Annotated in this window: 17 protein-coding genes; 12 read left to right on the top strand and 5 right to left on the bottom strand. The window is 43.2% G+C overall.

Annotated elements, in window-relative coordinates; genetic code table 11:
- Nucleotides 1–10: 10 nt before the first annotated feature.
- On the bottom strand, nt 11–652 hold the full coding sequence (locus MKY99_RS29465) for a helix-turn-helix domain-containing protein (RefSeq protein ID WP_081382675.1): 642 nt from the start codon (nt 650–652) through the stop codon (nt 11–13).
- 188 nt (nt 653–840) lie between these two features.
- Here MKY99_RS29465 and MKY99_RS29460 point away from each other — a divergent pair, with 188 nt between their 5' ends.
- Both MKY99_RS29460 and MKY99_RS29455 read left to right on the top strand, forming a co-directional pair.
- Nucleotides 841–1,593, top strand: coding sequence for an SDR family NAD(P)-dependent oxidoreductase (locus tag MKY99_RS29460; protein ID WP_076284950.1), 753 nt, complete (start codon nt 841–843; stop codon nt 1,591–1,593).
- A gap of 508 nt (nt 1,594–2,101) precedes the next feature.
- Complete coding sequence (locus MKY99_RS29455) at nt 2,102–3,517, top strand: hypothetical protein (RefSeq protein ID WP_339267838.1); 1,416 nt, start codon at nt 2,102–2,104, stop codon at nt 3,515–3,517.
- Nucleotides 3,518–3,579: 62 nt separating this feature from the next.
- Here MKY99_RS29455 and MKY99_RS29450 read toward each other — a convergent pair whose 3' ends face one another.
- Complete coding sequence (locus MKY99_RS29450) at nt 3,580–5,070, bottom strand: peptide MFS transporter (RefSeq protein ID WP_339267836.1); 1,491 nt, start codon at nt 5,068–5,070, stop codon at nt 3,580–3,582.
- A 310-nt stretch (nt 5,071–5,380) separates the two neighbouring features.
- On the opposite strand from MKY99_RS29450, the gene MKY99_RS29445 reads away from it, so the two are divergent.
- From MKY99_RS29445 to MKY99_RS29420, 6 genes are all read left to right on the top strand, one after another.
- Nucleotides 5,381–5,938, top strand: coding sequence for a TetR/AcrR family transcriptional regulator (locus MKY99_RS29445; protein ID WP_339267834.1), 558 nt, complete (start codon nt 5,381–5,383; stop codon nt 5,936–5,938).
- A 98-nt stretch (nt 5,939–6,036) separates the two neighbouring features.
- A complete protein-coding gene (locus MKY99_RS29440) occupies nt 6,037–7,011 on the top strand; it encodes an NAD-dependent epimerase/dehydratase family protein (protein ID WP_339267832.1) in 975 nt (324 codons plus the stop codon).
- An 85-nt stretch (nt 7,012–7,096) separates the two neighbouring features.
- The gene (locus MKY99_RS29435) at nt 7,097–7,453 is read left to right on the top strand and encodes a nucleotide excision repair endonuclease (protein ID WP_042192814.1); all 357 of its coding nucleotides are present in this window, start codon (nt 7,097–7,099) and stop codon (nt 7,451–7,453) included.
- 127 nt (nt 7,454–7,580) lie between these two features.
- Nucleotides 7,581–8,243, top strand: a complete 663-nt coding sequence (locus tag MKY99_RS29430; protein WP_339267830.1) for a glycosyltransferase — start codon at nt 7,581–7,583, stop codon at nt 8,241–8,243.
- Nucleotides 8,244–8,420: 177 nt separating this feature from the next.
- Nucleotides 8,421–9,143 carry a hypothetical protein gene (locus MKY99_RS29425; protein WP_042192810.1) on the top strand — a complete coding sequence of 241 codons (723 nt, stop codon included), beginning with the start codon at nt 8,421–8,423 and terminating at the stop codon, nt 9,141–9,143.
- 5 nt (nt 9,144–9,148) lie between these two features.
- On the top strand, nt 9,149–10,444 hold the full coding sequence (locus MKY99_RS29420; protein WP_339267828.1) for a polysaccharide deacetylase family protein: 1,296 nt from the start codon (nt 9,149–9,151) through the stop codon (nt 10,442–10,444).
- A 23-nt stretch (nt 10,445–10,467) separates the two neighbouring features.
- Here MKY99_RS29420 and MKY99_RS29415 read toward each other — a convergent pair whose 3' ends face one another.
- Entirely contained in the window at nt 10,468–11,529 is a 1,062-nt protein-coding gene (locus tag MKY99_RS29415; RefSeq protein WP_339267825.1) for an endonuclease/exonuclease/phosphatase family protein, read from the bottom strand.
- Nucleotides 11,530–11,685: 156 nt separating this feature from the next.
- Between MKY99_RS29415 and rlmN the strand changes: the two genes are divergently transcribed.
- From rlmN to MKY99_RS29395, 4 genes are all read left to right on the top strand, one after another.
- Nucleotides 11,686–12,756, top strand: coding sequence for a 23S rRNA (adenine(2503)-C(2))-methyltransferase RlmN (gene rlmN, locus MKY99_RS29410; protein WP_339267823.1), 1,071 nt, complete (start codon nt 11,686–11,688; stop codon nt 12,754–12,756).
- Between the two features lie 77 nt (nt 12,757–12,833).
- Nucleotides 12,834–13,121, top strand: a complete 288-nt coding sequence (locus MKY99_RS29405) for a DUF6509 family protein (protein WP_042192802.1) — start codon at nt 12,834–12,836, stop codon at nt 13,119–13,121.
- Nucleotides 13,122–13,338: 217 nt separating this feature from the next.
- Complete coding sequence (gene greA / locus MKY99_RS29400; RefSeq protein WP_042131553.1) at nt 13,339–13,818, top strand: transcription elongation factor GreA; 480 nt, start codon at nt 13,339–13,341, stop codon at nt 13,816–13,818.
- A 151-nt stretch (nt 13,819–13,969) separates the two neighbouring features.
- Nucleotides 13,970–14,899, top strand: a complete 930-nt coding sequence (locus MKY99_RS29395; RefSeq protein ID WP_339267820.1) for an AEC family transporter — start codon at nt 13,970–13,972, stop codon at nt 14,897–14,899.
- 76 nt (nt 14,900–14,975) lie between these two features.
- Here the strand turns inward: MKY99_RS29395 and MKY99_RS29390 are convergent, their stop codons facing one another.
- Entirely contained in the window at nt 14,976–15,818 is an 843-nt protein-coding gene (locus tag MKY99_RS29390) for an aldo/keto reductase (protein ID WP_339267818.1), read from the bottom strand.
- Between the two features lie 57 nt (nt 15,819–15,875).
- The gene (locus MKY99_RS29385; RefSeq protein WP_339267816.1) at nt 15,876–17,084 is read right to left on the bottom strand and encodes an MFS transporter; all 1,209 of its coding nucleotides are present in this window, start codon (nt 17,082–17,084) and stop codon (nt 15,876–15,878) included.
- Between the last annotated feature and the right edge of the window lie 19 nt (nt 17,085–17,103).

Raw genomic sequence — 17,103 nt, 5'->3', positions numbered from 1 at the left:
CTGGCGCTTTTTAGGCTTTTAAATGCTCTAGAAAGATTTGTTTAAGAAGCTCAAGCTGCTTGTCGGAGTCTAAATCCGATTCTAGCAGGAGGATGTTTTCTTTCATCGTTAGCTTTCTGGAAAAGAGAGCAAAGCTGTTCATCAGCGTGATTAAGGTCTCTTTCACAGGGAGATCGGCGCGAATAGAACCGTCTTCTACCCCATTTTGAATGATCCTGGAGTACTCATGCCAAATCTTGCGGTTTAATGCATTGAAATCCAGAACGTCCTCAACAGGCTCATTTAAGTGAGAGGCGTAGCTTTCAAAATTGACCATAAAAATAATGCTTAAATGATTTTGATCCTGAATAAAGAAGTCAAATAACATCTCGATCTTTTCGAGACAGGTAAGTGGCAAGTCGGCTACATGCTTAAAGTAATCGAGCATTGGTTCTAGCATTCGGGTGGCCACCGCCACGATGAGCTTTTCTTTTCTGGGAAAATATCGAAACAGCGTCGCAATCCCTATATTTGCTTCGCTTGCGACATCCTGCATCGTCGACTTTTCAATTCCTTTTTGCGAAAATATTCGTTCTGCGGATTCGAGAATCGTATATAATCGCTGCTGTTTACCGTCGGATCGTTCTTTTTCATAGCGTGCTTTAGGATTCATGAGGGATAGACCCTTCCATTTTTTAATTAGGTTCTTTAATTATTAGTATTATATCCACCGTTTATTGGATTAAGCAAGGAGAGGTTGTAGTTATTTCGTAAAAATGATATGATAAATATCACAGTGATAGTGTGACTATCATCACTCGAATTATTATATCACAATACGATTATAGAGGAGACTTAATTATGAATCGTCTAACTAATAAAGTAGCAATTATTACAGGTGCAGGCAGTGGCATGGGTCGTGAAGAAGCCCTTTTATTGTCCAAAGAAGGTGCTACAGTTGTAGCAACTGATATTAACGAAGCTGCTGTACAAGCAGTTGTAAAAGAAATTGAAGCCAATGGTGGACAAGCAGCAGCTTATGCGCATAATGTAGCTTCCGAAGAAGACTGGATCAAAGTTGTAGAAGATGTGATCAGCAAATTTGGGAAAATCGACATCCTGGTAAATAACGCAGGGATCTCGTTCCCAGTTCAATTGCTTGAATCCACTGTTGATCAATGGAACAAAGTAATGAACATTAACGTAAGCAGCGTATTCCTTGGGATGAAACATGTTGTTCCTCAAATGAAGAACAATAAAGGTGGTTCCATCGTCAATATCTCCTCCATCGCAGGTTTGACTGGCAGCAGCGGTGCTGGCGCTTATACAGCTTCTAAAGGTGCCGTTCGTATGCTGAGTAAAGCAGCAGCTGTAGACTTTGGTAAAGATAACATTCGCGTGAACTCTGTTCACCCAGGATTTATCGAAACTCCAATGAGTGCTGAATTTGTAAATGATGAAAGAATGCATAGCTTCTTTATGTCCCAGACTGCATTGCCACGCGTTGGACGTGCTTCTGAAGTAGCTGAAGCTGTATTGTTCCTAGCTTCTGACGAAGCTTCTTATATTACGGGTGTTGAGCTGCCAGTTGATGGCGGAGTCGTGGCTAAATAATAAATTTCTAAATAGGCAACACTAAGAAAGCCGTCTCATGCGTAGATGTTATCTATGCGTGGGGCGGCTTTTTTTACGTAAATGTAAGGATTGATCAAGGGAATAAAACTGCAAAAATACATTTTTTAATGATAAGAGGATGGCAAAAAACATTAATTCCTGCAAAACTGCAGTTTTTCTTGCTCCAGATGAAGCCTTTGAGCCATAAGTATGGATAAAGCTGTATATTTGCAGCTTTCTCATATAGTGAAGCGGATATCCCTACAAAAAGCTGTATTATTGTAGGCTTTCTCTAGTTCAACGAAAGGTATGGATGAATATGAGTAAACAAGCGGCACTTGATATGTCTATCGCACCATTTATTAGTGACGAGGTGATGGATGGATTAGCAAAAGCGTCTCTTTCTATTTAAATCATAAATATTTAAGCGCCCATTTCTACCGAACATTAGCCTACACCCCTGCATAACATATAGCACTTGTAAGCAGGAGAAGGGTGTGGTTCAGAGATGGGCATCCAATTAACAGCGCTCCATTATGTATATTTGGCATTCATCGTGTTCATTATGGCACTTTTGATTAAGCGGCGGGATACAACGATGATCTGTATTGCAGGCATCTTTGTATTAGGCTGGCTCGCGACAGAAACGGTTAGTGGTTCTGTCACAGGCGTATTCAACTCTTTTGTATATGCAACTAAGGAGCTAATGGGTACGATTATGATTATTTCGATCATTGTAGCCATGAGCAGAGTATTAACACGTACCGGAATAAACGAGACGATGGTTGCCCCGCTTACCCGTTTTTTACGTACGCCGTTTATGGCATTTTGGGGCATTGGCTTGATTATGATGGTGACATCATGGTTCTTCTGGCCTTCGCCAGCAGTGGCCCTGATAGGGGTTGTGCTGCTGCCCGTTGCTATTCGCGTAGGATTGCCTGCACTTGGAGCAGCGATTGCGATGAATCTATTCGGTCATGGGATTGCGCTGTCGAGTGATTATATTATTCAAGGTGCACCTAAATTGACGGCAGATGCGGCAGGACTTCCGGTAAGCAGTGTCATGGAAGCGAGCATTCCGCTTGTTATAGTGATGGGTGTAGTCACTACGGTAACAGCTTATTGGATGATGCGACGAGATCAGAAGAATGGTACTTGGCGAGACGGACTTATTTCCGGGAAAAATGCCGCGAATGCGCTAGCTGCAGACAGTGACGCGGTCGAGGGTCAAGCGGTGATTCCTCCCACACTGAAGAAATGGCTGGCGATCGTTATCCCACTCCTGTTTCTAGCTGATGTAGCAGGTATGTTTCTGCTGGATTTACAGGGTGGAGACGCAACGGCCTTAGTTGGCGGGACTGCTGTATTTATCTTGGTTGTAGTAACATTGCTCGCACATCGTAATAAGGGACTGGAGCAAGTCACCTCATATCTAATTGATGGACTCACATTTGGCTTTAAAGTATTTGGTCCAGTGATTCCAATTGCGGCATTCTTCTATTTGGGAGATTCGGCCTTTGCTGACTTGTTTGGCAAAGTCTTACCTGCTGCTTCTCAGGGAATTGTTAATGATCTAGGGGTTGCTCTGGCGCATAATGTACCTCTTAATGGTGCTGTAGGTGCTGTGACCGCTACCATAACAGGGGCCATTACGGGCCTTGATGGTTCAGGGTTCTCGGGAATCTCACTTGCGGGGTCCATCGGAAAATTGTTCGCTGTTGCCACACATTCCGACGCAGCTACTTTAACTGCACTCGGTCAGGTATCTGCCATTTGGGTTGGCGGGGGGACGCTAATCCCATGGGCATTGATTCCAGCCGCCGCTATCTGCGGCGTAAGTCCATTTGAGCTCGCTAGACGCAATGTGAAACCGGTGCTGATTGGGCTGATAGTTACAACGATTGTTGCTATGTTTCTGGTGTAGACTTAGCTTAGAATATTGATTCAAAAAAAGGTTGCCGGGAATATCCCGGCAGCCTTATATATTTATCGTATACCCTTCATAAAATTTTGAATCTTAGAAGAGAACAGGAAGAGAATTAACGCGAGCACAATGGCGACTCCGCCTATGACTCCGAAGTACAGCATTTCGGTATCCGGGGTATAGAATTTCACAATTTGAGCATTAATAGCTTGTGCAGCAGCATTGGACAAGAACCACATACTCATCATCTGAGCGGTAAAGGCAGCTGGTGCCAGTTTGGTTGTTGCTGATAAGCCAACAGGCGACAAGCATAGTTCCCCAATGACGACGATAAAGTAGCTGAGAACCAGCCATAATGGATTCACCAGTGAATTGGCTCCACCGAAGTAAGCCGGTACCAGAATCACTAGGAAGGACAGACCGGCAAACAATAAACCAAGTGAGAACTTTTGTGGAATCGTTGGTTGGCGGTTACCGAGCTTTAACCAAAGCCATGCAAATGCAGGTGCAAGGGCGATAATAAATAGCGGGTTAAGCGATTGGAACCAAGCTGGAGAAATGTGTATGCCTGCAAAGTCCAACTGGGTACGCTTATCAGCAAAGCTTGCTAGAACTGTTGAAGTTTGTTCCTGAATCGCCCAGAACATAATCGAAGCAATAAATAAAGGGATGTACGCGAGAATCCGTGATCGCTCTACAGCTGTTGTTTTGGGACTGCGGTACATCACAATGAAGTACATTGTAGGAATAAGTAGCCCTAACACCCCTACGATTTTAATGAATGTCTCAAAGGTGAGTACTCCAGTAAGAATGCCGACCGTAACTAATACAGCAAGCACAACTAGTCCAATGCCAATCCAAGTAAATAATTTTTTCTTTTGTTCGGCTGGAATCGGGTTGCGTACAATCGTACCTGCCAGACCTAGATTTTTGGTGCGAGTCACTACGTAAACAACTAATCCAATAAACATGCCCACCGCGGCAATCGAGAAACCGAGATGGAAATTATTCATACCTACAGCGCCTACAATCAGTGGAGAGATGAATCCGCCGAGATTAATACCCATATAAAAAATGCTGAAAGCAGCGTCGCGGCGGTTATCTTGTTCGCTGTAGATTTCGCCTACAATACTTGATACATTGGGCTTAAGAAGTCCGGTTCCAAGCACGATCATAATCATCGAAGAAAAGAATAGCGTGGCATTTCCCGGTATCGCCAGTAAAATATGCCCAAACATAATTAGAACGCCGCCGTAAAAGACAGCCTTCGAAGTCCCGAAAATCCGATCCGCAAGCCATCCACCTATAATTCCAGACATATATACGAGTGATCCATAGATAGACATAATCGAAAGGGCCATATCCTCTGGAAATCCGAGCCCGCCTTTGCTTACTTCATAATACATGTAGTAAACAAGGATCGCTCTCATGCCATAATAGGAAAAACGTTCCCAAAATTCAGTAAAGAAGAGTGTGAATAGTCCCTTAGGATGTCCGAAAAATCCGGTTTGCGGGACACTATCTACAATTTTTTGCCTGTTTGTTGCTGACATGAATCAAATCCTCCTAGAAGCTAATTGCTCTTTTCATGAAGTTAACACAACTCTACACTACCTTAATATTTATAATACCCTCATGAGGAAAATCACAACCCTTTGGCGAGAAGGTTCTGAATAACGTCATATTTTTTAGTAATATTTCCAGTGGAAATAGGGAAATAACTTTTACTGTATTTTCTGTACGGATGAAAGTTGTTAAAAATTATAGTTGATTTTAAGTTGCATTATTTAGGAGATGAGCATATACTCTAATCAAGAAAGTGATTGATCAATAACCTAATGGATTAGGTTGCGTAAGGAGATTATGATGACAACAGAATCTAGTTCCGGTCGCAAGAAAGCGGATGAATCGGTTTCCGTAAACCGCCGAGAACAAATCTTGGAGGCAGCGGTTGTTGTATTCGCCGAGAATGGCTACTACCGAGCTACGACAGCACAGGTTGCGGAAAAGGTAGGTATTTCTCAGCCCTATGTGTTTAAGGTGTTCAAGAATAAAGAAGAATTGTTTGTTGCTTCCTTAGAGCGGGCTTTTGAACGGATTATTCGTTCGTTTCAAGGAGTAGAGGCCACAGCAGATCAAGTGTTAAAGGAAAGCATTAAAGTATACGAGTTGTTGATGGAGACACATCCGAATGAGATTATTTTGCAAGTTCAGGGGTTAGGGATTCGCGATGAAGTCATCCGTGAAACGATGCAAAAAGGAATGCTTGAGATCACCAACCTTGTGCACGAGAAGTTTGTCGCCGCTGGGATCGAGCAGCCTGAAGTAGAGGTAAGTACCTTTATGGCCAATGGTATGCTCTGTAATATTTCTATGGCTCTTGGAATGCCAGAGTTGAAGCCGAAACACCGGAAAGAGTAGTAGAGATGAAATTCATTCTAACATCTAAGAGCTCAGGCTCTTAGATTTATGATCGTTAGTTAGTGATTAATCAATAACAATAATAGGAGGGATCATTTATGTTAACAAAAGCGCTTGTGCTTGGTGCAACCGGGGGAACAGGGACGGTAATTATCGCTGAATTATTAAAGAGAGGGATAGAAACGGTGGCCTTTGGGCGATCGATTCCAAAGTTGGAGAAGCTTGCAACGAAGCTGGGTAATCCCGCCGCTCTTAAGCTAATAGCAGGGGACGTATTTAATGCGAAGGACGTATTATCAGCTGCACAGGATGTGGATGTTATTTTTCATAGTGCATCTGTTCCGTATAATGAAATGAGCACACGACTGTTACCTATGGGAGAGGCGGTCATGGAGGCGGCTAATAAGCTGGGGATAAAGGTTGTCGCAGTGGATGGCATTTATCCTTATGGAAGAAGACAGAATGACAAGCCGATCAACGAGGAATATCCGAAGAATCCGCATACAAAAAAAGGTAAAGTGAAACTTGAGTTTGAACAAATGTTTTTTAGCCAGCGTTGGAGTAAAGCACAGCGGCTCATTGTCCGTTTACCGGATTATTATGGACCTACTGCCAATGAGGCTTCCTATTTAGGATCGACTCTGGAGTCCATCGCTGCAGGTAAACCTGCAGTGTTCATCGGAAATATGACCGTTGCCCGTGAGTATGTGTATTTGCCGGATGCTGCTATCATGATTATTGAGCTCGCTAGTAGAGATGAAGCTTATGGTCAGAATTGGAACATTCCCGGGGCAGGCACAATCTCAGGACGAGATATCGTTAGAATAGCGCAAGCAGCAAGCGGCTCCAAAAAGCCTGTTATCTCATTAGGAAAGACTGGACTATCGCTGCTCGGTATATTCGTTCCAGTCATGAAAGAGATTGTTGAGATGCTGTATTTAACCAAAGAGCCTGTGGTCCTAAGCGGTGGTAAATACGAGCGTGTTGTGGGTCCAATTCCCGCTACTCCTTTTGAGCAAGGGATAACAGAGACTGTTCAAGTTCTAATGAGTCGTCAGTCCAAGGCAGAATAAAGAGCCAGGCTCATTGTGAAAGATAGAATAAAAGGCTAACTTATGATACTATTTACTCCTATATAGAAAGAGGACGTGAGCTAAAATGATCAACATAACTATGCCCAATGTGGATGTTAGTATTACTAAACAAATCAACCCGCAGCTAAGCAATATCTACGGATTCACTGATTTCCACCTAATTCCAAGAGATTACGGCGGTATCTTTATGTTCTACAATGACCAAGATGAGTTGTTGTTTGTAGGTAAAGCGAGAAAGCTAAGACCTAGAATCAAAAAACATTTCGAAGACACCGTATCTGATATTAAGCTGCATCGGGACGAGGTCACCAGAATTGATGTAAGTTTAATCGAGAGCCCCGTTCATAGAGAGATCTACGAAACGTATATCATTAATGAGTTGAAGTCTAAATACAATGTAGATAAAGTGATGTTCAGATAAGTTTAAGGAAGAGGCGCCGTCTAATGACGGTGCTTTTTTTTATGTACAAGAAGATAGGAATGAAATAAGAGTATCGGTACACACTATACAAGATTGTTAATAGATGCTTAAAAGGAGATAGGTCATATTGAAGCCTAAGTTTTTGATTGCGAAGTTAGTTTTTGTGTGTATGTTCCTTGTTGTTAGTGTAATGCCTGTAACTGCCGATGCTGCAGCCAAAGAGAAAAAGAGTTCACACAAGCAATGCTTTACGCCCTCTGTAATAGAGCTTAAGGATAATCTTAGGAAACTATGGAGCGACCATGTGATATGGACGAAAAACTACATAGTTAGCGCCTTTGCGAATTCCGAGGACAAAGAGAAGGTACTGGCAAGGTTGCTACAGAATCAGCAGGAGATAGGGAATGTTTATAAGCCGTATTACGGTGAGGCAGTAGGTGATAAGCTAGCTCAATTATTGCGGGAGCATATCCTTATTGCCGGAAAGGTAGTTGCTGCTGCACTAGCAGGTAATCAGTCGGATTTGGAAAAATACAATAAAGAGTGGTATGACAACGCTGACGACATTGCTAAGTTCCTTAGCGCACAGAATCCCAAATATTCGTATGAACAATTGAAGGAGATGCTTCATGAACATTTGGAGCTAATAACGGATGATGTGACAGCTAGAGCTAAAAAGGATTGGGATGCCGAGATCGTCGCTTTCGATAAAGGGCTTGAGCATATGATTATGTTTGGAGATATACTAACCGAAGGTATTGTTAAACAATTCCCCGATAAATTTAATTAAAACCAGAGCACCCGCAAGGGTGCTTTTTTCTTGTTATTGGCAAGAATTTAGGTCTTTTGATCCAATTCAAAAAGTTAGATATAAAGGCTCACTTACAGACAAGACAAGTAAACTATAATAGACTCGTGGGCACTCGACATTTTTTGACATTTTTTTATAATTGAGGTGATAAGATCAATGATTTCTCCCTTTTTTAAAAAGAAAGATTCAGTGGATAAGCAGTCCAAACCGGGTATGGTTCAAAAGGTGCAATTATCAGAAGAGCAGGGCGAGGAAGTAGAGGAACAGATTGCTGGCGAGACTTTAGCAGGAGTGGTTACTACAGGGAAAGCGCCGCTTGATAAAAAATCACTCGATTTGATCTTCTCCGTGGAGCAGATCATTCAGGCCAGACAGCATGCTGAGACGAATATTAATGAACTTCAGGATCGGTTGACTCATTCCAGCAGCCATGTTGAACGTTTGAACCGGGACATGAAGAATCTCAATAAAGTGATTGAGGAAAGAGAGAAGAACGTTCGAGAGCTTGAGCATAAATTGATTGAGAAGAATCTGAAAGTCGATCAAGTGCTGGAAGATTATCGGGAGCTTCAGACTACCCTCACTGCAGAGATTGAAGAATTAAAGAGTACGATTGATCTGGAGCATCAAAAGTATGTAAATCTGATCCAAAAGCATAACGAAGCTCATGCAGAGAAGCTCAAGAAGATGAATGATCTGGAAGAGAAGCTTGGACGGATTGAAACTGAGAACGCGCATTTAAGACAGAAATACGATACGATCCGCCAAGAAAAAGCATATCTCTCCGGTATGATCAGCGATTTTACCAATCGTATGACCGTTCCTTTTGGGAATGGAAGCACACTGGCGGGACGAAATGACGAAAACGGAGATACATAAGATTCATGGCAATGAATGAACCGAGCACTGTTCTAATGATTGAGTTGCTGTCGCTTGAGCATGAACAGGCCGGTTACCAGATTGAAGTAGGTTTAACCCGTGATATTGGGTATGCCAGACGCATGCTAAACATAGACGAATTTACATATGAACAACTAAACGCGCTGGCTCCCTTTTTCGGGGAAAGAATGAGATTGTCATTGTATCCGAAGTGGGATCCATTTCGCAACAGTTATTACAGCACACTGATTATTATGAACCAAACCTTCAGCGAAACCATGTATTTTGCCTGCTCTGAATATTATGTGTCTCAGCTTCTTCAATTAAAGCAAGTGAACGATCCCCATGTACAGGAAGAGATTACTGTTGAAACTACGCCACCCTCTATACCTCCAGCACGCAGGCTAAGAAAGAAGAGCAAAAAACGGGTTGGAAGACTTAGACTGCAGAGTATCATGTTCGCTTGTTTAGTCGTTATATTGTTGTCTCTTCGAATGGGTGGTCAAGATATGGACCGTGCAGAAGGATTGGAAGGTCCCTCACTAGGCGCCAGCGCTGAGGGGATCGAGAAAATAGTCTCTCTACCATTCATTCCTCCTATTGGTAAGATAGAAGCGAGCCCTAGCCAGCAAGAGGAGTCTGAGCCTACGCCAGAACCTTCTAAACCTACACCAGAACCTACAGAGCCTCCTCAAGAACAAACACAGCGGTATGAGGAGATTAAATTAACCGGGAATAAATACACCTATAGCCTGCCGAAGGGTTACGTGGCCTTGTCATTTGATGATGGTCCGTCGAAGTATACGAAAGAAATCGTAGATATTCTAGTAGAACATGAGGTGGCAGCCACCTTTTTATTTGTTGGGAATAAGGTCGCTCATAATGTGGAAGCGGTTAAGTATGCGAATGAACATCAGATGTCGATCGGAAGTCATTCGTGGGATCATAGCAAGATGACCGACAATGGGGCTAACGAGAATCAAAATAATTTGGCGAAGGCTAACCGGGCATTGGAGCAAATCATTCAATCGCCGATTACTGTTTTTCGGCCGCCATATGGTGCGATTAATGATAAGTTAGCAGCCAAAGTGACAGAACAGCAGATGAAAGTATTGTTATGGAATCGTGATTCCGAGGATTGGAGACGCAAGACCTCAGAAGACGTCATTCAATTTGTTCATCATACTGATCCGTCCGGTGCTGTATATCTTTTTCACGAAAAGAAAATTACCGTAGAGGCATTGCCTGCCATCATTCAGTATCTAAAAGGGAAAAACATGAAATTCGTCATTTTTAAATAACATCAATGGTCCATGATTGGGTCTTATCTTAGAATAAGAGTAGCTGTTACAGGGTTATGATCGCTGTGTTCAAAAGATAGGTCATGGCCCTGTACGCCACTTATTGTGATATTCGGTGAAACTAGGAAGCCATCAATTACAGCCCGGAAATTTACACCTTCTGAATAAGCTACATCAAGTGTCCGGACGGACGGCACTTTAGCATCGACAGCCCATTGAAAGCCCTCCGGTTTGAAATCTTCAGGGAACTGCTGCAGCCATTCTGGCCAAGCTTGTGTAGTCTCAAAGGCCTCAGGGGTTGTGCCCGGTAAAGAATGATTCCAGTCTCCGCCTAAGATGAGGTAATTGCCTTTATCATTCTCTCTCTGAATATAAGTAGAAAGATATTCTAATTGCTGCTTGCGAATCGTTCCCCCTTGGTCAAAGGCTGATAAATGAAGGTTGATCAGGATCAGTTCTTTCCCGTTATCGACGGGGAATCTGCTCTCCATAAAGGCGCGGTCAAGTTCAAACAGTTGACGAGGCCAGCTTTCTTTTCCCGGAAGATCATATCTAACGTTACTTGTGCTACCGAATTTAGATAAGGTTAATAAACCGCTATTTACTGAGCCCATCGGATCAAGAACGGGAATCGGTACCCAAGGCACCTTGTAGTTCGTTGCGAATACGTTGCTGTAATCAGAGAAGGTATTCGATAACAAGGAGACCTCATCTATATGGTTGCTACGAGAAGAATCGAGATCTACCTCCTGCAACATAAATAAATCTGAGCCTGAAGTAGTCATTAGAGAGGCTATTGCCTCAAGATTTGTCTTCGTTTGTTCCTCGCTGCTTGAACGTGATTTGGTCCCGCCATCCATAAAGAAATCCTGATCCTTATCCAGCCCAGCATAGCCAATATTAAAGGTTGTTATTGCAAAAGGTTCTCCCTGCTTCATCATTAGTTCCTGATTATGGTTTACCGTTAGTGGAGTAGTCTCCTTCGGCTTATAATCGGCAATGGTAATATACAGTAAAAAGCCACCAAAGATTAGAACGGCAGCTAGAAGGGCAAAACCGATGATTTTTATTGTGGTTGAGCTCATTTGATTCGATCTCTCCTCAGATGTAATTTCATAGAACGGACTTCTAATGGTGTAAACTTCGACGCTTCGCTACAACTCCCCTTGTTTAAATAAAAAAAATTTGAGACAATGAGTAGTGATGGACTGAACTTTAATGTTTTGAAAAGAGGATAACGAATGAATATGGAATCCATTTATGGATTAACTTTTGATCAACTGGCGGCATGGCTGTTAGAACGTGGACATAAAAAATTTCGAGCTACGCAGGTCTGGGATTGGCTTTATCGGAAGCGGATTACAGAATTCTCAGAAATGCTCGATGTAAATAAAGATTGTGTAGAATTATTGGAGCAGCACTATGTGATCCATACGCTGGAAGAACATGTGAAGCAGGAGTCTGCGGATGGGACGATCAAGTTCCTGTTCCGTTTGAAGGATGGCAACCTGATAGAGACGGTGCTCATGAGACAGAAATACGGTTTGTCCGTATGTGTCACTACTCAGGTTGGATGTAATGTCGGCTGCAGCTTTTGCGCTAGTGGACTGTTAGCGAAGAGTCGTGATCTTTCCAGCGGTGAAATTGTAGAGCAGATTATGAAGGTTCAGCAGCATTTGGATGCAGCAAACCTCGAACAAAAGGTTAGTCACGTTGTAGTCATGGGAATTGGCGAACCGTTCGACAACTTTAAGAACCTGCTCAATTTCTTATCGATTATTAAGGACCACAAGGGATTAGCCATCGCAGGAAGAGGTATTACTGTATCGACGAGTGGGCTTGCTAACAAAATCGTAGAATTTGCCGATGCGAATACACAGGTGAACTTGGCAGTATCGCTTCACGCGCCTAATAATGAGCTGCGGACGAAGATTATGAAGATTAACAAGGCCATTCCAATTGAGAAGCTAATGGAGTCCATAGATTATTATTTGGAAAAAACAAATCGCAGAATTACGTTAGAATACATTCTGATGAAGGATGTAAATGACGGCAAGGAGCATGCGCTTGAGCTGACCGAGCTAATCGGCGACCGGCGCCAGCTCGTCAATGTGAACTTGATTCCTTATAATCCAGTCGATGAGCACAGTCAATATCAAAGAAGCGAGCGGGAGACCGTACGAGCCTTTTTTGATACCTTGAAGAAGCAGGGCGTCAGCGTAAGCACTCGTCTGGAGCATGGTGTAGATATTGATGCAGCTTGCGGACAATTGCGAAGCAAGCAGATCAAGAAGTCGAAAGCTCTGGCTTGAGGGACGGGCGACCCCTTCATGCAGCTTTTTGTGATACAATGACGTGGCAGGTATTAGGAAAAGAGGTTGATTGAGCAATGTTGACATTTACAAGCTACAACGTGGAGAATGTTAAAGATCCTTTTGGTATACTAACCGGTAAACGGTATGAATTCGTGGTTCAACTGGATGTTCCAGAAGATGATGAGCTCTATGTAGAGAACGGAGTATCCGCTAGAGCGATTATTAAAGTGGATGAAGATCAAGTTAGCATCGTGAGTTATGATCTACAGGAGACAACAACAGGTCAGTTGCTTGACTTTGATATGGAAGAGGACGAGGAAGCAGCATTACTCCTTTTCTGTAAAGAGCATTTGCCAGAATAATGATGCAGCATTGACATCCTTGCCCAATGTTCAATTGTGGCAGGGATTTTTATTTAAATATAAGAAAGTATAGGTTTTGCACCTATACTTTAATTTTTATATTTCTCGCTTAAACGCTTACCGTCCTTACAAGGACGCCGAAGACGTTTATGCTTGTCGCATGAATGTGAAATATAGGTTAAAATATTAAAAAGCATCCAAAATAGGAGTTGTATACATGTCTAATGAAGAAGTGTTCTTGACCAAAGAAGGATTGGCTCAATTAGAGGAAGAACTGAAGGAATTGAAGGGCCCAGGGCGCAAGGAATTGGCAGCACGGCTCAAATTGGCGATCAGCTATGGAGACTTGAAGGAAAATAGCGAGTACCATTCGGCCAAGGACGACCAATCGTTCATGGAGACTCGTATTATGATTTTGGAGAAAATGCTGACCAAAGCCAAGATCGTAGATGAGAGTCAGATGGATCTGTCAAAGGTTAGTATGGGTTGTATCGTTACCCTGAACGATATCGAATACTCCGAGAAGATTGAATATAGAATTGTAGGGGCTGCTGAAGCAGATGTCCTAAACAACAAGATTTCCTATGAAAGTCCGCTGGGCAAGGAATTGCTGGGTAAAAAAGTCGGGGATATCGTTAGTGTAAACGCACCAATGGGTATCATCAAATATGAATTGCTTGAAATCAAAATGATGTAACACATGATAAAAAGGTCTCAACCCCGTTATAGGGGTTGAGACCTTTTTTAATTATAGGTAATGGCTATTGTGTATATTGATTTCATATCTTAGACGTCTTGCTCTGTTGCGCTTATAGTTTAGAGTAACTTAGAGCAGAGGAGTACTGTTCATGATCCAGAGCGTGTTATCAACGTTGTATCAAGTCATCGTGCCATTATCCATTCCGGTGATCGTCGGTGCACTGCTTGGACGGTTTAAGAATTTGGATACCAAGCCGTTATTGACGCTCTATTTATACTTTTTAACGCCGGCTATTATTCTTAATACACTGGCTACGGCCGAGATTTCTATGGATGATATTTACAAGACGTTCGCTTTTTCGCTGCTAAATCTGTGCTTTTTATGGGCGATTGCAAATATCATCGGAAAGTTATTGAAGCTCGGCCCCTCTGAAGTATCGGGATTGACTCTGGTCTCGACATTTACGAATAGTGTGAATTATGGACTTCCCTTGGTGTTGCTGGCTTTCGGACAGCTTGGGCTCGATAAGGCTTCTGTGTATGTGATTGGGCAGATGATTATCGTGAATACTGTGGGCGTTTATTTTGCGGCTAGATCGCAGTTCTCGGTGAAAAATGCGGTAAAGTCCGTGTTCTCTCTCCCTGCCATCTATGCAGCTATGCTAGCACTTTTTCTTAGAATATTTGACCTGCATTTACCTTCTGAGCTTGCTACAGGGGTCTCCATGGTTGCCGGAGGTTATTCACCAGTCGTACTGGCGATTCTGGGTGCACAGATGGTCAAAGTACGAACCATGTCATCTGAACGTAAGGGTCAGTCTACTTTTTGGACAGGGATGATCATTCGATTAATCTTAGCTCCACTAGTAGCATACCTCGGATTATCTATTCTGCATATTGATGGTATTTTATTCTCTGTGCTGCTGATTCTGGCCTCCATGCCAGTTGCCGTCAACGCGGTGGTATTAGCGGAACGATTTGACGCCTCTCCAGAGCTGGTATCCAAATGTATTTTATGGACGACACTTGCTTCCTTTCTTGTGTTGCCGATCCTTATTGTGCTAGTGCAAGGGGCGTAAAGACAAAAAGGACCCCTCTTTCATTTCTGAAAGATAGGGTCTTTTTTTACTGTTACTTAACCTAGCGGTTAATCTCTTAGAAGTCGAAATTATCAGGGTCAGGACCTACCCGTTGATCTTGGTTCAGAGCGTTGATTAGATTCATATCCTCTTCTGTTAACAGAAAATCAAACACATCTACGTTTTCGATGATCCGGTGCTCTTTAGTAGACTTTGGAATGGTAATAATTCCACGCTGCAGGTCCCAACGGATAATCACTTGAGCTACGGATTTACTGTGTTTAGCTGCAATTTGTTTCAGTACAGGCTGATCCAACAATTGCCCTTGCATTAATGGAGACCAAGCCTCCAGTTGAATTCCTTGTTCCTGGCAGAAGCTAAGCAGTGCTTGCTGACTCAAATAAGGATGGAGCTCCACTTGGTTTACCATCGGCTTAATTTCCGCATCCTTCATCACATCTTCAAGATGATGGATCTGGAAATTGCTGACCCCAATCGCTTTTACGCGTCCCTCTTTATACAAGGTTTCAAGTGCTCTCCAAGTCTCTTTATATTTTCCTTTTACAGGCCAGTGGATAAGATATAGATCAAGGTATTCAAGTCCAAGCTTAGCTAGGCTAGCTTCGTAGGCGGCAATGGTTTCTTCGTAGCCCATATCTGCAGTCCAGACCTTTGAAGTTACGAAGAGATCTTCTCTGGACAGGTTGTTGTCCTGCAAAGCTTCTTTGATCGCTTGACCTACGCCAGTCTCATTCTGATAGATCGCTGCTGTATCGATGCTGCGGTAGCCATGTGCAATAGCAGATTTGACCGCTTGGATCAGCTCAGAGCCTTCTTCGACTTGAAATACACCAAGTCCAAGCCAAGGCATGTTTACCCCGTTGTGTAATGCAGTTGTATCCTGTAGATGTTGAGCCATAATAAAATTACCTCCTGAGATATTTAAAAGTTTATTGGTATGTTAAGGCAAGGCTGATTAAGCAGCCTCAGACTGGAGAAGAGTCTCATCTTTCTTCTCCAGCGCACGACTCCAAGCGGTTAGGAATACAGCGGATAGAACCATTATAGCACCCACCCAAGTGGTATGAATCAGTCCCATATGATCCGTCACAATACCGCCAAGATAGGCGCCAATGGCGATCCCAGCGTTAAAAGCAGCAATATTTAGCGCAGAAGCGACGTCTCTCGCACTCGGAGCATATCGATCTGCAAGTGTAACTACATGTACCTGTAGACCGGGTACGTTCATGAAGGCTAACAATCCCATAAAGAAGATCGTGAGTAATGCAGCCACTTTATAGGGTGCAGTAAAGGTTAAGACGAACAGTACAACAGCTTGTACAGCAAACATGTAGAACAGGGCATTCATAGGTTTACGGTTAGCTACTTTGCCTCCAATGACATTGCCAATGGCAATAGCTATGCCGTATACAAGAAGGATAATGGCAACGGTGCTCTCTTTGAAGCCGCTGATTTCATGAAGAAGTGGAGATAAATAAGTAAAGACTACAAAGGTACCTCCATACCCTAAAGCAGTGATTGCGAAGGCAAGCAGTAACAGTCCGTTCTTCACGAGTTTGACTTGTTCGCGAAGCGGTGTTCGGGTTCCTTTGCGCAGCCCTGTGGCAGGAACCAAGATCAGATTACCGATGAGCGCTATAAGCCCGATGGCAATAATGGCGATGAATGCAGCTCTCCAGCCTAACTGTTGCCCTAGAAAGGTACCCAGTGGCACACCGGTAACAGTAGCTACGGTTAGTCCTGTGAACATGATCGCAATAGCGCTGGCTTTACGATTCTCAGGCACAAGGTCGGCGGCAATGGTCGAAGCAATCGACATGAACAGACCATGCGAAAGGGCAGATATTACTCTAGCTATTAGCAGAATTGTAATACTGTCCGCAGCCGCGGCAAGGCTATTGCCGATAATAAATACAATCATAATGATAAGCAATAATGTTTTGCGCGATATCGCCGTGGTCAGCGACGTTAAGATTGGGGCGCCAAAGGTTACCCCTAAAGCGTACAAAGTAACAGTTAATCCAGCTGTGGTCAGCGGTATATTCAGGTCATCAGCGATTAAAGGCAGCAACCCTACACTGATAAACTCGGTGGTTCCGATCGCAAAGGCGCTAATGGCTAAAGCCAGGAGTGCCAGGGTACTTCTTTTTTGGTTTAACAACATGTCTCTCACTCCTACACTC

Source organism: Paenibacillus sp. FSL R5-0470, assembly GCF_037975205.1.
In the GTDB taxonomy this organism is placed as follows: Bacteria; Bacillota; Bacilli; order Paenibacillales; family Paenibacillaceae; genus Paenibacillus_AQ.
Note: the sequence above shows the minus strand (reverse complement) of the source record. Positions and strands in the feature narration are given on the sequence as shown.

Coding starts and splice junctions, on each gene's coding strand:
- MKY99_RS29395 (WP_339267820.1), top strand. CDS start 13,970: ATGATCCAGAGCGTGTTATCAACGTTGTATCAAGTCATCGTGCCATTA.
- MKY99_RS29425 (WP_042192810.1), top strand. CDS start 8,421: ATGATTTCTCCCTTTTTTAAAAAGAAAGATTCAGTGGATAAGCAGTCC.
- MKY99_RS29390 (WP_339267818.1), bottom strand. CDS start 15,818: ATGGCTCAACATCTACAGGATACAACTGCATTACACAACGGGGTAAAC.
- rlmN (WP_339267823.1), top strand. CDS start 11,686: ATGAATATGGAATCCATTTATGGATTAACTTTTGATCAACTGGCGGCA.
- greA (WP_042131553.1), top strand. CDS start 13,339: ATGTCTAATGAAGAAGTGTTCTTGACCAAAGAAGGATTGGCTCAATTA.
- MKY99_RS29440 (WP_339267832.1), top strand. CDS start 6,037: ATGTTAACAAAAGCGCTTGTGCTTGGTGCAACCGGGGGAACAGGGACG.
- MKY99_RS29415 (WP_339267825.1), bottom strand. CDS start 11,529: ATGAGCTCAACCACAATAAAAATCATCGGTTTTGCCCTTCTAGCTGCC.
- MKY99_RS29465 (WP_081382675.1), bottom strand. CDS start 652: ATGAATCCTAAAGCACGCTATGAAAAAGAACGATCCGACGGTAAACAG.
- MKY99_RS29455 (WP_339267838.1), top strand. CDS start 2,102: ATGGGCATCCAATTAACAGCGCTCCATTATGTATATTTGGCATTCATC.
- MKY99_RS29450 (WP_339267836.1), bottom strand. CDS start 5,070: ATGTCAGCAACAAACAGGCAAAAAATTGTAGATAGTGTCCCGCAAACC.
- MKY99_RS29445 (WP_339267834.1), top strand. CDS start 5,381: ATGATGACAACAGAATCTAGTTCCGGTCGCAAGAAAGCGGATGAATCG.
- MKY99_RS29405 (WP_042192802.1), top strand. CDS start 12,834: ATGTTGACATTTACAAGCTACAACGTGGAGAATGTTAAAGATCCTTTT.
- MKY99_RS29435 (WP_042192814.1), top strand. CDS start 7,097: ATGATCAACATAACTATGCCCAATGTGGATGTTAGTATTACTAAACAA.
- MKY99_RS29420 (WP_339267828.1), top strand. CDS start 9,149: ATGGCAATGAATGAACCGAGCACTGTTCTAATGATTGAGTTGCTGTCG.
- MKY99_RS29460 (WP_076284950.1), top strand. CDS start 841: ATGAATCGTCTAACTAATAAAGTAGCAATTATTACAGGTGCAGGCAGT.
- MKY99_RS29385 (WP_339267816.1), bottom strand. CDS start 17,084: ATGTTGTTAAACCAAAAAAGAAGTACCCTGGCACTCCTGGCTTTAGCC.